General features: G+C 42.2%; 9 protein-coding genes. 2 read left to right on the forward strand and 7 right to left on the reverse strand.

Features of this window, described 5'->3' with window-relative positions; genetic code table 11:
• Both ACKPCE_RS00005 and eno read left to right on the forward strand, forming a co-directional pair.
• A partial coding sequence (locus ACKPCE_RS00005; protein ID WP_462676479.1) for a DUF7833 domain-containing protein occupies positions 1-466 on the forward strand: 466 nt, incomplete at its 5' end.
• Positions 467-828: 362 nt separating this feature from the next.
• Positions 829-2,109, forward strand: a complete 1,281-nt coding sequence (eno, locus tag ACKPCE_RS00010; protein WP_319503729.1) for a phosphopyruvate hydratase — start codon at positions 829-831, stop codon at positions 2,107-2,109.
• 75 nt (positions 2,110-2,184) lie between these two features.
• Here eno and fucO read toward each other — a convergent pair whose 3' ends face one another.
• The 7 genes from fucO to ACKPCE_RS00045 form a co-directional block, all read right to left on the reverse strand.
• Positions 2,185-3,339: a lactaldehyde reductase gene (gene fucO, locus ACKPCE_RS00015; protein ID WP_319505886.1), complete on the reverse strand. Its 1,155-nt coding sequence runs from the start codon at positions 3,337-3,339 to the stop codon at positions 2,185-2,187.
• A gap of 224 nt (positions 3,340-3,563) precedes the next feature.
• Entirely contained in the window at positions 3,564-5,810 is a 2,247-nt protein-coding gene (gene bglX, locus ACKPCE_RS00020; RefSeq protein WP_319503730.1) for a beta-glucosidase BglX, read from the reverse strand.
• A gap of 15 nt (positions 5,811-5,825) precedes the next feature.
• Entirely contained in the window at positions 5,826-6,926 is a 1,101-nt protein-coding gene (locus tag ACKPCE_RS00025) for a family 16 glycosylhydrolase (RefSeq protein ID WP_276962150.1), read from the reverse strand.
• Between the two features lie 59 nt (positions 6,927-6,985).
• Positions 6,986-8,446: a PKD domain-containing protein gene (locus ACKPCE_RS00030; RefSeq protein WP_276962151.1), complete on the reverse strand. Its 1,461-nt coding sequence runs from the start codon at positions 8,444-8,446 to the stop codon at positions 6,986-6,988.
• 31 nt (positions 8,447-8,477) lie between these two features.
• The gene (locus tag ACKPCE_RS00035; protein ID WP_319503731.1) at positions 8,478-10,010 is read right to left on the reverse strand and encodes a RagB/SusD family nutrient uptake outer membrane protein; all 1,533 of its coding nucleotides are present in this window, start codon (positions 10,008-10,010) and stop codon (positions 8,478-8,480) included.
• 19 nt (positions 10,011-10,029) lie between these two features.
• Positions 10,030-13,224, reverse strand: coding sequence for a SusC/RagA family TonB-linked outer membrane protein (locus tag ACKPCE_RS00040; protein WP_319503732.1), 3,195 nt, complete (start codon positions 13,222-13,224; stop codon positions 10,030-10,032).
• Between the two features lie 266 nt (positions 13,225-13,490).
• Positions 13,491-16,388 (reverse strand): triple tyrosine motif-containing protein, encoded by a 2,898-nt coding sequence (locus ACKPCE_RS00045; RefSeq protein ID WP_319503733.1) that lies wholly within the window; start codon positions 16,386-16,388, stop codon positions 13,491-13,493.
• Positions 16,389-16,471: the final 83 nt, after the last annotated feature.

A 16,471-nucleotide genomic window follows, 5' to 3' on the forward strand; every position in this document is an offset into this window, starting at 1 on the left:
AGAAGAAATTAAGAGAAAAGAAAAAGAAGCTACCGCTTCTGAAAAAGAAAGCAGCAGCGGCAGCAAATCTTCTTTTTGGGAGACTTGGTTGAACGAAGCGTTGGGGGAGCCTTCATGGCTGGAGCTTCAGGCCATACACTCGGGGTTGAGTGGTGCTTTCCTGCCGCACCTGGAGATCATCTCCAAGGCTTTCAGGGAACACGTGCTGTTGCAGGGAACGGAGGTTACGATCTGTTCGCTGCGCGATGTCAAGTCGTACTTCAGCAACTTCATTCGTCAGGGCACTGTTACGAACAAACGCTTGCGAAAGCTGATTGAAAAGGCTGCTGCCACGGATGTGTACCGCTTCGAGCAGCTGGTCGACGGACAGCGAACGTATTGCGGATTGCCCATCCCGGAGGGAGCACCACCTCGTCCGGCCGTGACTTCGGTGTGGGATGAAAGGAAGTTCTGCTGGGAGTATTAGCTTGCTTTCACGGCAACAAATTGCTCGTGGCAATCCACCCAACTGCTCAGGGCAATCGCCTCCATTGCTCGGGGCACATTTTGAATTGCTCGGGGCAATTAGAAGCACGAGTCGTGACCGTTTTTGGGTGCTTTTTCGTGAAGTGCTCCAACACCTGTTGCAGGTTCTCACTCGGCAAAAAATACAGGCAAAAAAATGTTGCAAAACAAACATTTTGTGTTCGAAATTGTTTTTAGATACGAAGCTACCTAAAAGGTGGTAATGGTGCAGCAATGAATACCCATTTGTGGGTAGAGGCGCACACCCTGCAAAAAAGTATCTTTGCAACATAAAAAGAAATCAAATCAATCATAGTTTGAATTATGAAAATAGAAAAAATTACAGGAAGAGAAATCCTCGATTCAAGAGGTAACCCCACAGTTGAGGTGGATGTATTGTTGGAATCAGGTATCGTAGGAAGAGCATCCGTTCCATCGGGAGCCTCAACCGGTGAACACGAAGCGCTGGAGTTACGCGATGGCGACAAAGCCCGTTATGGCGGCAAAGGCGTACAGAAAGCGGTTGATAACATCAATAACATCATTGGTCCGCACTTGGTGGGTGTTTCTGCACTCGACCAAAGAGGTATCGACCATCTGATGCTTTCACTTGACGGTACTCCTACTAAATCCAAACTGGGTGCCAACGCCATTTTAGGTGTGTCTCTGGCTGTAGCTAAGGCTGCTGCCGCTTACTTGGACCTGCCCCTTTACAGATACATCGGTGGTGTTAACACATACGTAATGCCTGTGCCGATGATGAACATCATTAACGGTGGTTCACACAGTGACGCTCCTATCGCTTTTCAGGAATTCATGATTCGTCCCGTAGGTGCCAAATCTTTCAAAGAAGGTTTGCGCATGGGTGCCGAAGTGTTCCACGCATTGAAAAAAGTATTGAAAGATCGCGGACTGAGCACTGCCGTAGGTGACGAAGGTGGCTTCGCTCCTACTCTGGAAGGTACCGAGGATGCATTAAACTCAATATTGGCAGCTATCAAGGCAGCCGGATATGAGCCTAAAAAGGACATCACCATCGGACTGGACTGTGCTGCTTCTGAGTTCTTCAAAGACGGCGTGTATGATTACACCAAGTTTGAAGGTGCCAAAGGAGTGAAAAGAACTGCCGATGAGCAGGTTGACTTCCTGGAATATTTGATTAACGAATTCCCCATCGATTCTATTGAAGATGGTATGAGTGAAAACGACTGGGAAGGTTGGAAGAAGCTAACCGACCGTATCGGCGGACGCTGTCAGTTGGTAGGTGACGACTTGTTCGTAACCAATGTTGACTTCCTGTCAAGAGGAATTGAAGAAGGTTGTGCTAACTCCATCCTGATCAAAGTTAACCAAATTGGTTCGCTGACAGAAACGTTGAATGCCATTGAAATGGCTCACCGTCACGGATACACCACTGTTACTTCTCACCGTTCAGGCGAAACAGAAGATGCAACAATTGCTGACATTGCAGTAGCAACCAATAGCGGACAGATTAAGACTGGTTCTTTGAGCCGTTCTGACCGTATGGCTAAGTACAACCAATTGCTCCGTATTGAGGAAGAATTGGGCGACCGTGCCGTTTATGGTTACAAACGCATCAAATAAAAGAGAGAATATAATTTATGAAAAAGGCCGGAAGCGATTTGCCCCGGCCTTTTTTATGAATTGATTTCAGTTGTTTTAGAACGCTTTGCGATACAGAGCCTCAATGTCTTCTACTGAAGTAGAACGAGGATTACCTCCTGTGCAAACATCGTTGAAAGCAGCTACTGCCAAAGCAGGGATGTCTTCTTCTTTCACGCCGATTTCGCTAAGCTTCTGCGGAATGTTAATGCTTATAGAAAGAGCTTTCACTGCATCAACAGCAGCTTTCACACCTTCTTCAGTACTCATACCGTCAACATTTACACCCATTGCCTTAGCTATCTCTTTGTATTTGGGGGCAGCTGGCGATTCGGCATTGTATTCCATCACGTAAGGTAACAGCAATGCATTGGCCACGCCGTGCGGTGTGTCGTAGAACGCTCCCAGCGGATGCGCCATAGAGTGCACAATACCCAAACCTACATTAGAGAATCCCATACCTGCAATGTACTGTGCTTGTGCCATGGCTTCACGGGCAGCCGTGTCTTTACCATTGTCAACAGCAGCCTTCAAATTGGCAGCAATCATTTCGATGGCTTTCATTTCAAACATGTCACTCATCACCCACGCGCCCGGTGTGATGTAACTTTCAATGGCATGAGTCAAGGCATCCATACCCGTTGCGGCAGTCAGTCCCTTCGGCATAGAGTACATCAATTCAGGGTCAACAATGGCAACAGCGGGAATGTCGTTGGGGTCAACACATACCATTTTCTTTTTAGCTTCCTCATCAATAATTACGTAGTTGATGGTTACCTCGGCAGCAGTTCCGGCAGTGGTAGGCAAAGCAAAAGTAGGAACGGCTTTGTTTTTTGTGTCGGCAATACCCTCAAGCGACTTCACATCGGCAAAATCGGGGTTATTCACAACGATACCAATACCTTTAGCTGTGTCAATAGAAGAACCTCCGCCCAATGCGATGATGAAGTCGGCTCCGGATGCTTTAAAAGCAGCCACACCGTTTTGTACATTGGCAATGGTAGGGTTTGCCTTTACATCGCTGTAAAGTTCGTAAGGAATTTTGGCATCATCCAAAACCTTGATCACTTCGGCAGCAACACCAAATTTAATCAGGTCCTTATCAGTTACAAAAAAGGCTTTCTTGAATCCGCGACGAGCTGCTTCCGTAGCAATCACCGTGCGACAGCCTGCTCCAAAATAAGAGGTTTCGTTTAAAATAATCCGGTTAATCATAATTTTATATTATTTAGCGTTGATAAATGTCGTGACTTGCCCTACAAAGATAGGAAAAAAGAAAGCGAATGCCTTTCACTAAAAAACACCACCATCAAAACCAATAACATAAAAATCAAAACGATTAGACCGAAGGCAGTAGCAGGGGTGAACAAAAAAAGGCAGAAGAAGAAATGTGTTACCACACCTGCCCCTTCTGCCTGTCAAACAACAACAATCTTCTATTCTCCTACCTTAAAAGCTATTTCTTGTCCGCTTTGGCTGTCGCCTGCTACCCAAAGAGCAAAGTCTCCGGGTTCAACAACATGTTTCATGTCGATGTTCCAAAAAGCCAATTCGCTTACCGGCAGTTCAAAAGAGAGCGACTTCTTTTCTCCCGGCTGTAAAGTAACACGCATAAAACCTTTTAACTCTTTCACCGGACGGGTTACTGAGCCCACCTTGTCTTGCACATACAATTGAACCACTTCGGTTCCTTTGTATTTACCCGTATTCTCGAGGTCAAATGTCACCTTCAACACATCATCTTTCTTCAGCGTGCCCGAAGCCAGCTTGATATTGCTGTACGAGAAAGTAGTGTAAGACAGTCCGTATCCGAATGGATACAACGGGTCAAAGCCGGCATCCATGTAGAAAGATGTACAGCCCAATGACGTTTGTCCGGCCTCAACCGGAATATCGTTTAATAAAATTTCATTGCGTGTAGCGGGGCGTCCGCTGTTGTTGTGCGAATAGTAAACGGGTATCTGCCCCACCATTTTAGGGAAGGTTACCGGTGTTTTTCCGCTGGGCACTTCTTTACCAAACAACAAATCGGCTATTGCCGGACCACCCATGGTACCCGGATGGAAATAGTAAAACACAGCAGCCGACTGGTTGACTTCTTTTTCAATGGTCAACGGGCGACCCGCCATGACAACGGTCACCACCGGTTTACCTGTTTTGGCCAACGCTGCCAGCAAGTCAGACTGTGCACCTTGCAGATTCAAGTCGGCCAAGCAATGAGCTTCTCCCGAAAGGATGGATTCCTCACCCACAAATGCCAGTACCACATCTGCACGAGCTGCCGCAGCAGCTGCCCGCGCAATGCCCGTTGTATTTTTATCGCGACTGAAATCCAATCCGGCTTCATAGATAACATTTACCTTGTCACCATATTGTGCCTGAATGGCTTTCAGAGGAGTTTGCGTATATGCTTTATCGCCATCGAACACCCAGGTACCCATTTGCTCGTAAGGAGCATCGGCCATGGGGCCAACCACAGCTACCGTTTTCACCGTTTCTTTCAACGGCAAAATTCCATTGTTTTTGAGCAGTATGGCCGACTCTGCCGCAGCGCGTTTGGCAGCCGCCAAATGTTCCGGTGCGTACATAACCGACTGACGCTTTTCGTCAACATAAGGATTCTCAAAAAGTCCCAGACGGAACTTGATTCGAAGAATATTACGTACCGCCTCATTGACAACGTCTTCCTTTACCTTTCCCTCTTTGATAAGATCTTTGAGATGAGTCATGTACGTGTAACTAACCATTTCCATATCTACCCCCGCATTGGCAGCCTTCATTGCAGCATCTTTTTCATCAGCGGCAAATCCGTGAGGGATCATTTCTTTGATCGAAGCCCAGTCAGACACCACGAATCCGTCGAATCCCCATTCCTTGCGAAGCGCTTGCTTTAGAATAAACTCATTGCCCGAAGAAGGCACTCCGTCGTTGTCATTAAAAGAAGTCATGTACGTAGCTGCACCAGCCTTTGCAGCAGCCTCAAACGGCGGCAAATACACATTCCGCAATCTTCGTTCGGGAATGAAAGTAGAATTGTAATCACGACCACCCTCGGCAGCACCGTAACCCACAAAATGCTTGGGACAAGCAGCGATGGCGGTCGGGTCATTCAACGAATCACCTTGGAAGCCTTTCACCATGGCAGCGCCCATCACGGCAGTAAGATACGTATCTTCTCCGCATCCTTCGGCTATACGTCCCCAGCGTGGATCGCGGGCAATGTCAATCATGGGAGCAAACGTCCACCTGATACCTACAGCAGAGGCCTCAATGGCAGCAACACGCGCCCCCTCTTCTGCAACGGCAGGATTGAACGTAGCAGCCTGCCCCAACGGAATAGGAAAAATAGTTTTAAAACCATGAATCACATCACGCGCAATCAACAAAGGAATGCCCATGCGTGACTCCTCAACAGCCACCCGTTGCAACGCATTGACGCGAACGGGATCAATTTCATTCAAGATAGAGCCAATTTCACCTTTTTTAATGGCTACGCTCATCTCTTCAATATTACCCAAAGAGCTGATCTGATTCATCTGACCGATCTTCTCTTCTAATGTCATTTTCGACAAAAGAGTTTCAATCTTGTTTTCAATCACTTTATCTTTGTTTTCCTGCACCGTACCGCAGGAAGACAAAGACAAAAGCAACAAACATCCCGGAAGGATTTTACCAATTCTCATATCTATTTACATTAATTATTTTTGAAACACACGCACATAGTCGATCTCGTAAGTGGCGGGTAACACACTTTCATCTACCCCTTGCGCGCCACCCCAGTTACCGCCCCAGGCCAGATTTAACTTCAGGTAAAACGGCGCATTAAACGGCCAGGTGTTTTTGTTACCGGTTTTATCGTTGGCAAAGTAGAAAAGCTCCTTGCCGTCGACAAACGTTTTGATATAATCTTCCGTCCACTCCAATGCGTAAACATGAAATTCCGTCTGCGCTGTTGAAAGCAGAATTTCTTTTGTTTTCTGAGTGCCGATGGAATGGTTATAGGCCTTGCAGTGAATGGAAGAAGATACGTAATTGGCATTGTAGCCTACTTCTTCCATAATATCTATCTCACCATCATCGGGCCATGCCGTAAAGTTTTTAGGTAACATCCAGAAGGCAGGCCACGTTCCTTTTCCTTTAGGCAGTTTTAAGCGGGCTTCAAAATAACCGTATTTCCAGCTCTGCCTCGTATTCATACGAATGGAAAGTACCTGATTACCAACCTTCTTAGCAATAATCTTCAACTTACCGTCGGTCACAACCGCACACGTATCAGTGCCGGAGAAACCTGATATATAATTTTGCAGCTCATTATTTCCCCAACCGTTGTTACCTGTTTCATAAGACCAATTAGTAGTAGCAGGTAAAGCAGGTCTTCCACCACTCAGCCTTGATGCATTAAATTCATCATTCCACACCAACTGATAACCGGCAGGAGCAATAATTTTGGCCGGCTGAGAAATTGAATAAGTTGCTGTGTACGAACCCGATTTGAATGTCAGTTCTGCTGTTTTGGGTGAACCGGAAGTATTCTCTTCAACAGTAATAGTAACACTAGCCGCTCCGGTTGAACCTGAAGAGGGAGTTACTTTGCACCAACTCTGGCTGCTTATAACCTCCCAATCAGCATTCGAACTGACTTGCAATACTTTATTCTCAGCTTGCCCGGTGAGTTCCAGAGACTGTGGAGTAATACTGATTAAAACGGCGTCAGGCTTAGATACCGGATCATCACTGCTACAGCAATAAATGAAAGGTAAAATAGAAATAAACATCAATAAAAGGACTTTTCTCATCATATCATCATTGTAGGTTGTAACCATTATAAGGGCAGCTTGCGCTGCCCTTATGGGTTTGCTTATTTATTAAAAGAGAAATCATCAAAGAAGAATATGCCAGGCGCAGCATGGCCTTCACCGCCAAACTGAATCACTATCTTGTCATAGTCTTTACGATCTTTCACGGAACTAAAATCAAATTCAAGTTCCAACCATCTGTCTTTCTGAAGATTGGCTTTAACGATTTCAGTCTGCGTAGTATATGAAGTAGTACCCAGATTACTATTTTGCAACTTCACAGCAACTTGTGACTGTAGTTTGTTAATAGTAACCCAATCACCGGCTGTAGCAAATACATCTTCATAGTTATTGTACGAAGGAATATATACTTTCATTCTTACCTTATTCATTTCAGTCAAATCAAATTTATATCCGGTTACGGTATAAGATATGTTTGAATAGAATGCAGATGTTTTTTGGTACAAATAAACGAGTTTGGATTCATTAACCGGTACTGGAGCAGGGTTTGCATAAATGTGTTGTAACGTGCCCATTTCCTCGCGCTTAAAGTCGACAGACAATTTCTCCTTTTCAAAGTTTTCGGCTAAAGCAACTGCTTTAACAGGTACCACAGGCTTCACATTTTTCTCTTTAGGAATAAATCGATACCACCATTTATTGCCGGATTCTACTTTACTAGCACAACTCAAATAAAGAGCATCATCGGTCAACGATTCAATTTTATAGGTAGATGTACCTGCATAATGCCCCAAGAAAGCATCATTGCTTAACGTAAGCGTTTTCTCATTCTCGTCTAAAGCAAAAGTATATTCAGCTTGAGGCGTATATGCCACATCAAAGTCACCAGCACCACCCGGATTTTCTATAAAGTCACTTATTCCCAATGCATTTTTACCATTGGCATTGGTATAGATGTAACCATTATTTTTCCATATCATCTTCACACCAACCTGAATAAAGGTGAACTCTTGCTTATACAAGCTGGCTCCTTCTTTACCAGAAGCAGGGCATGACCACCATGACGGACTAGTAGAAACACTACCGTCATCATTAAGCACCGGACCTACACCAAAGTGCCCGTCGTGATATTCGTCAAATACCCAAGTCTTTCCTGCCAGATTAGCTGCACCGCCTGTTAAAGCATTGTACATCGGAGTATCAAGCAATGACATATCGTCTTCAGCAATAATAATTTGCTTAGTTACAGTAGCAGAACCACCTGTGGTATACAGCGTTAATGAAACGGTGTATGTACCTGCGAAAGGATATTGAGCCTCAACCGATTCACCTTTGGCCGTTGCACCATTGCCCAAATTCCATGTAGCAACACCCGAAACAGAAGAGGTGTTCTTAAGAACTATAATATTTGCCTTTGAGGAAGACGGAGTTGCAGTAAACGACAAATCAGTTTCTGTCGGTGTAGTCCCCAAACCATATTCATTGTTTTCTTGAGGGTCACAGCTTGTCATCAAAAGAACTGATAACAAAGCCAGTATACCTGTTTTAAATATATTTTTCATATTGTTTCGTATTAACTTGTTACGGTTCATCTTAATTCCAACCTGTATTTTGTTCTAATTCATATTCAGTTCCTTTTGTCTTATCAAGTTCACCTTGAGGAATAGGAAGATACTTCATGTAATCATTCCAGGTACGAACCGAATTGTGTGCTGCATCATTATCGTTCAACAAAGAGGTGTCTCCCCAACGAACAATGTCCCAAAAGCGCATACCTTCGCCCAAGAATTCCCGACGTCTTTCTAGTTTTATATTTTCAGCTGTTGCCGGAATAGAATTATCAGCTCCAAAGGCGCGTTTGCGGATTCTGTCTAAACATGATTGGGCGGATAAGCCGTTCACTTCGGTTTGACCATGAATAACAACCAATTCGGCATAATTAAGCAAAGCTTCGGCAAAACGGAAGATACGTACATTATTGCAGTAGTTTAAGTCTTGGTCTCCGGGAGGAGGGTTATAACCTATACGAGCCGAATACTTACGCATGAATAGGCCAGTATCCTGAAAGCGCGGAGTATAACTGCCTTCCGGCCATGCATTAATTGATCCGGCCAAACGAGTATCGCCATCTTCATATACGGCATAAGCAGCCTGTCTTACCGGTCCGAATCCCCAGCCTCCTTTAAATACCTCTGCCGGGTCAGTCAGTCCATTAGGAGAAATAAACGCAGGAAGGTTAGTTCCATATCCTTGCCAACCGCTTGACCAAGTTTTTCCTTCGGGCAACTGGTTACTTTCAAAGATTGATTCTACGCAAAATTCATTCTCATCATTCCACATGGCATCAAAGTTTGAATAAAGGTCATATCCTCCGGTAGAAATAAGTTCTTCCATGTCTTTAGCCAATTCGGCATATCTTGATGCATCTTTCTGGTACAAAACAACACGAGCTTTCAGCATCAATACAGCAGCACGTGAAACACGCCCCGTATTGGCTGCAGAAACTTTCATGGGTAATTTTCCTTCAGTAGCAGCAAAATCAATGTCTTCCATGATTTCTTTGTAAATGTCGTCAGCCTTGAATTGTTTTGCCATGTAAGGTGCACTAGTTAAGGGTTCTTCAAAATAAGGAATATTTCCCCAGAACTTCCATAACAAATGAACATAGTAAGCGCGTAAGAAATGTGCTTCTGCTTTGTATTGTTCAAGTGTGGCTTCGGGCACATTCACTGCATTTCCACAAGCTATAATTACATTGTTACAACGAGCAAGCCCCGTATAATAGATACTCCATAAACCGGTTATATTTTCATCGGCCGATGAAGTAAACTGTGACAGTTTGTATAATTGTCCCTGGTCACCGGCATCTCCACCACCTTTATAAATATCATCCGAACGAAGGTCAGACATCAGCGGCACACTGTTGTAGTTGCTATTTGCATAACTGTCAAACAACAATATCTGATAAGCAGAGCCTAAATTAGATAAGATAGCTCCTTCGGTAGCTGCTCCTCCGGCTTCTTGTTTCTCCGTGGAGGAGGCTGTTAGAAAATCATCACCACATGAAGTTGTACCAAGTACAACAAAAGCGGCTGCTATTATCATTAAGAATTTATTATTTTTCATACCATTTATCATTTAAGAATTAAAAAGTAATATTTGCTCCCACAGAAATGGTTCTTGCCTGCGGATATATACCACGATCAATACCAATAGTAGTATATCCACCTGAAGCAACTTCGGGGTCAAACCCGTCATACCCGGTGAAAGTCAACAAGTTCTCTGCTGCAATATAAACTCTCAACTTTTGAACAGACACTTTTTGAGTCCACATTGCCGGCAAGGTATATCCAAACTGAGCAGTTTTTAAGCGGACATAACTTCCATCTTTGATATATAAATCAGAAGAACGCCAGTTGCTATTGGGATTTGATGATGTCATGCGTGGTATTTTATTAGAAGTACCCTCGCCAATCCAACGATCAAGTATCCATGTTGGACGGTTCATAGCAGGGATATCACCACGTTGTGAAAAGTCAAACACATCATTTCCGGCAGTACCTTGGAAAAATAAATTAAGATCAAAACCTTTCCACTCTGCATTTAACGTCAATCCGAAAGTCCAGTCAGGCATTCCCTTACCAATTTTGGTTTTATCAGCATCGTCAATTACGCCACTGTTATCATAATCAACAAAGATAACATCACCCGGCTGGGCTTTAGGTTGTAATTTAACTCCTTTATCATTTACGTAAGCGTCAACTTGTGCCTGGTTTTGGAAAATACCGGCGGTTTTGTATCCATAGAAGAACGGGTAAACTTCACCATTCTTACCTTTTACATAACTACCTAAACCTGATGCACCAGCGTTTTCATAAATAGCTTCTCCTGAAGCATTACCCAATTTTATCAGTTTGTTCTTTAAATAAGAAGCATTGGCGTTTACAGAATATTTAAAATCTCCCAATGACTGCTTCCATCCCATTTCAAATTCCAATCCCCAGTTCTCCATATCACCGGCATTGGCAATGGGTGCGCTCTGCCCAACATAACTTGGAATAGGCTGATCCATCAACATACCATTTGTCTTTTTCTTGAAATAGTCAAAGCCAAAATTCAAAGCATTATTAAAGAAGCGGATATCAAAACCTAAATCGGTTTGTTCAGACTCTTCCCATTTCACATCGGGATTAGGTATTGCAGCCGGAGAACTACCATACTGCATCACACCATTTTTACTTTCCGTAGCAACTACGTAGCCACCACCAAAATAATAATTCTGTCCGCCATCCATCAATGATGTGTAACGGAAATTACCAATATTCTCATTACCGTTTTTACCCCAACTTGCACGAAGTTTCAAAGAAGTCAACCAATCCGGTCTGTTTTCCATAAAAGGTTCATTGGATACGTTCCATCCTAAAGATACAGCAGGAAATACAGCCCATTTATGACTAGGGCCAAATCGAGAAGAACCATCGCGGCGTACAGTTGCCTGTATCATGTACCTCTCTGCATAGTTATAATCAATACGACCAAAATAAGACGCTAAACTAGCATTATTATACCCACCGGTTCCACCATAAACACGTTCGTCATCTCTATCGGCTATAGCAGAGTTTATATTTGCTTTTGACGGATCATTTTCAAGTAAATCATAATCACTGCCCCCTAATTGACGATAGGTGTACCTTTGAGCAGATTGACCTAATACCACAGTCAGATTATGATTGCTAGCAAATGTTTTATTGTAAGTCAATACATTTTCAACCTGCCACTTATAACCTCTATTCATCTCACTCCAAACGGAACTTTGTGTTACGTCTTTGCCTTGGTTTGCCAAGAAATAAGGAAATTCATATCCGTCTTTCCCCCAAAATGCGAGGTCGAATCCATAGCTACTTTTGAATTTAAGTCCGGGCAATACATCTATTTCTCCCCAGAAAGTACCTACAAATTTATCTTCGTTGTTTTTCTCCGAACGAGGTTGATGCAACATAGCAACTGGATTTGCAATTTCTTGAAAGCCCGAAGGAGGAATAGAATAAACGCGACCATCTTTATCTTTTACCGCATAAGGATGTGCTGCCAATATATTAGCCGCTTCGGTGTCACTTGCATATACAGAAACCAAAGGAGAAAAAGTGAGTGCACTACCCAGAATAGAACCATATTCAGAGTTGGTTTCAATTCCTGTAGATTTTCCTCTTGAGTAACCAACATTCACTCCTACTCTTACTTTATTAAGGAATTTGCGGCTATTATCCTCAAACACATTATAAGTAGAATTTGTACGAATGCTCCATCTGTCATAATTTGATTTGCCATAATCACCACCAACAATACCTTCTTGATTAAAATAACCTAAAGAGAGGAAATAAGAGACTTTTTCACCACCCCCACTGATACTTACTTGATGATTTTGAACGGGAGCATCATAATTGAATGTTTCATCTTGCCAATCGGTACCTTTACCGGCGTTGGCAACCTGATCTGCAGTGTATCTGGGAGCATTCCCATCATTAATCTGCGCTTCATTCATTATAACCATGTATTCAGTTGCATTGAGCACAGATTTCTTCTTCCACGGATTCTGCCATCCATAGCTAAAGTTGTAATTTACAGTAGCCTTACCTAATCCTTTGCCAGTGCCTCCATCTCCGGTTTTTGTAGTAACCAACACTACACCGTTGGCAGCGCGTGCTCCATATATAGCAGCAGAAGCGGCATCTTTCAGTATTTCAACTGACTGAATATCTACCGGGTTCAAATAACCAATGCCACCATCAACAGGCATGCCATCTACAATATATAAAGGGTCGCTGTTGTTTACGGTACCAATACCGCGAATCCTCACCTTGGAATCGGACCCCGGTTGGCCGGAACTCTGAGTTATTTGCACACCGGATACTTTTCCTTTTAATGCATCTTCAACGCGTGAAGGTTTTGCTACATTCAATTCCTCTGCTGTTACACGGCTAATAGCTGCTGTTACAACACTTTTCTTCTGAACACCGTAGCCCACAACTACAACCTCATCGAGCGTTTCGGTATCTTCTTGCAAAACGACTCTCAGTGATCGGTTACCTTTAACTGAAACCTCTTGCGATTTATATCCTACATAGGAAATAGATAAGATACAATCAGAAGGGGCATTCAATGTAAACTGACCATCGAGATCTGTAATTGTACCATTAGTAGTCCCTTTCACTACCACATTAACTCCGGGCAAAGGTTCACTGTCTTGCCCGCCTACGATTACACCTTTTATCTGTATATTCTGTGAAAATACAGTAAGTGCAATCCCCCAAAAAAGAAATAAGAAAAATAATTTTTTCATAAATTTGATAAATTAAGATTAACACTGTTCCTTGTCGAACGATGCAAACATAATGTATTTGGGCATGAATGATATCATAAAATAGCATTCCTAAATACGTCAATTCAAAAATTTAAATACGTTACCAATACGTCAAAAATAAATAATCAGCTGATAATCAATGTTTTATATATACACCAATCCAACTCGTCATTTATGTTATAAAGCATATATAACAAATAAGGCCACATCAAAATGCAGCCTTATTAATACCATGTGAACAGGAGTTAAATTTTAGTGTTTAAATATTCAGTTAATCCTTCATCTCTTTCCAACTCAAATTTCTTTCGAAGACGATAACGGATTGTTTCAACTCCCCTAATGGAAATATTTAAAAGAGGAGCTATTTCCTTACTGGAAAGATTCATTTTAAGATAAGCGCACATCATGCGTTCATTTAAAGATAGATCGGGATGTTTCTCTCCCAAATGCTTCATAAAGTTATTGTGAATAAGATCGAACTGATCTTCAATGCGTTTCAAGAGTTCATCCGACTGGATGTTAGCATCGATTTTATTGTTAACCACCAGCAGCATTTGTTTCGCATCTCTGGTGCCATCTCCTTTCATGCTGGAAACAACCTTATACAAATCGGCTTTAATCTCGGTAAGCATTTCGTTCTTGCGAACAAAATTAATCATCAGATTGGCCATCTCCTGACTTTTATGTTGCAAATCGTATTCCAACTTTTCTTTTTCAAGTTCCATAATTTGTCTTTCCTTTATAGCCTTCTCTTTCTCGTATTCTTTTTCCAAATGATGAATCTCTTTATCCTTTTCAACTACTACCTGCTCTTTTTTACGTTTTACACGTGAATCATCCCAGCGATAAACATACCATAAAGCCAAAAGAAACAAAACCAAGTATATTGCATAAGCTATCGCTGTTCTATACCAGGGAGGCAGAATTTGAAAAGAAAAAGTGTCGGCAGAACTACTGCCATCAAGAAATACTGCTTTTACTTCAAATACATAGTCGCCTTCGGGCAAATTACTGTATTCTTTAGTCAAAGAAACAGTAAAGTCCGACCATTCACCGCCATTCAGACGATACTGGTAGCTAACCTCCTCACCTTGCGTAAAAGATGATATGGCATATTCAATACGTATTGAATTATGCGCATACGGAATTCTGGTATTTTCTTTTTCTCCCAAAAAATTGCCTATATAAACCAATGAATCTTTGGGGTATGAAACGAAGACTTTACGTACAAACATAGACCGGCTATAGTCCTTTTTTATCTTTTGGGCCGGCACTTTCAACATGGCAAATCCATAATCATTGGGGATAACCATCAATGAATCATTTAAAGGAACTATTCTCTCGGCTCCCTGCACCAATTCAACACCCGGCAATTCTATAGGAACAACAACAGTGGCCGCTCCTTTTTTGTAATTACGCAAATTGGCAATACAAATTTCTTTATGACTCAGGCTGATAACGTGATTATTAAATTCCAGTAAACGTGAATACGTGGTGGTTCCATTCAATAAATTATCTATTTCCTTAGAGTGTTGCATGCAATCACTCTTATCATTATACTCATATGCTCCTTTGGGAGTGGCAAAGTAGATTTTATGATTCAATTTGCTGACATAAATATCTCTTTCGGAGGGAAATCCTTTTGTCATCCCATACGACTTTATATTCTCAGCTCTTTTTAAGTCCGCACTTAATTCAATCCGCAATGTTTTATCCGAGTTAAAAACCCATATAACACGTGATGATTCTTGTTCAAAGAAACGGCAAGAGTCAAACAAACCATCTATTTTATGGACAACTTTCCATGTGCCATTTTGTTTTTCAAGTAGATACATTCCGTCATAAACTCCGACGAACATTTGATTCTTTTTGCCCATGATCTGTTCACAGGTCCATGTACCCGAGATATAACCAACACGTTCCATCTCGTTACCTTTTACCAAAAACAATCCTCTATCATGCAAACAAAAAAGATCATCTCCTATTTTGCATAAGTTCCACACCTGTCCACTGGAATGCCCTACCGGCTTTATATCCGGTAAATTATCATTCATAACAACAGGATATTTCACGTAATAAAGCCCCCTATTTGTTCCCAAATACAAGAAATCATTGTGTAAGAATGCGGCATACCCGGTTCCAAACGAATAAGGATAGGTGTATAGATTAGTGAGCGATGAATTCAGGCATATATAATCTATTCCGCTATCAAGACCAGCCCATAGGTTATGAGAACGGTCAAAAGCCATGGAAAGTACGGTATTATTCTGAAGACCGTTGTTCTCATTGAAATACTTTGTGACCAGAGTTTGCTTATTAACCAGAATAATACCCTTATGGACGGTTCCCAAAGCTATTTGATTTCCGGATGAAGCAACGCAAAACACTTCGTTATCCCTCAAGAAAGTTTCGGCGCCTGTTAAGAAAGGACGAGTAACGCCTCCATCGCAGTAAAAAAGGCCATCGTAGGCAGTGACAACAATCACCCCTTTCCCATGAGGAATAATTCCTCTAATGCGCTTCGACATTAATGATTCCGCACCCTGCAAAGGGAAAAAGGTATTGCCAACCAGAACATACACTCCATAATCCGTTCCTATGTACAATACCCCATTAACCATGGCGGAGCATTCAATTTTGGCTGCCGCATCTATTGCCGTGTATTTACCATTCAAATATTTTAGTATTTTCCCGTCACCTTGTATATAGAGTATATTATCATTTTCATGAATACGCCAAACGTTGCCGATAAAACGGTTTGAATCAGGAATCGAGTCAGACATGCAAACATACACAAGCTTTCCACCTTTTCCCGGTTTAAAGTACCCGAATTCGTTGATTCCACCTACATAAATACACTTTTGAGAGGTAGAAGGAAGCACTGATCTCACATCCGAATGATTGTGTAAAGCGAACACATTCCATGAGCTTCCATCAAATTGAAGCATGCCATTTTTGTTTGCGAAATACACCCAGTTGGCATCATAAGAAGCAATCTGCCAAGTCTGCGAGCCCTTACCGTAGAGGTTTTTATTATAATTGATAATAAAACTATTCCAATCAGCGTAGACAGGAAAGGCAAAACCTAAAAAGAATAAAGAGATAATACTCCAGTGTCTTAATACCGGCCAGTATCTTTTCATAGTAATTGGTGTTTAGTGTACAAAGTGATAACACAAATGTAGATAAAAAAGGCGAATCTGAAAAGAAAGGAAGAGGAAGTATA

It is taken from the genome of Bacteroides graminisolvens (assembly GCF_963666085.1).
Lineage (GTDB): Bacteria > Bacteroidota > Bacteroidia > Bacteroidales > Bacteroidaceae > Bacteroides > Bacteroides graminisolvens.

Excerpts from the sequence above, each read along its gene's own strand:
- eno (WP_319503729.1), top strand. The coding sequence starts at position 829 with ATGAAAATAGAAAAAATTACAGGAAGAGAAATCCTCGATTCAAGAGGT.
- bglX (WP_319503730.1), bottom strand. The coding sequence starts at position 5,810 with ATGAGAATTGGTAAAATCCTTCCGGGATGTTTGTTGCTTTTGTCTTTG.
- ACKPCE_RS00025 (WP_276962150.1), bottom strand. The coding sequence starts at position 6,926 with ATGATGAGAAAAGTCCTTTTATTGATGTTTATTTCTATTTTACCTTTC.
- ACKPCE_RS00030 (WP_276962151.1), bottom strand. The coding sequence starts at position 8,446 with ATGAAAAATATATTTAAAACAGGTATACTGGCTTTGTTATCAGTTCTT.
- ACKPCE_RS00035 (WP_319503731.1), bottom strand. The coding sequence starts at position 10,010 with ATGAAAAATAATAAATTCTTAATGATAATAGCAGCCGCTTTTGTTGTA.
- ACKPCE_RS00040 (WP_319503732.1), bottom strand. The coding sequence starts at position 13,224 with ATGAAAAAATTATTTTTCTTATTTCTTTTTTGGGGGATTGCACTTACT.
- ACKPCE_RS00045 (WP_319503733.1), bottom strand. The coding sequence starts at position 16,388 with ATGAAAAGATACTGGCCGGTATTAAGACACTGGAGTATTATCTCTTTA.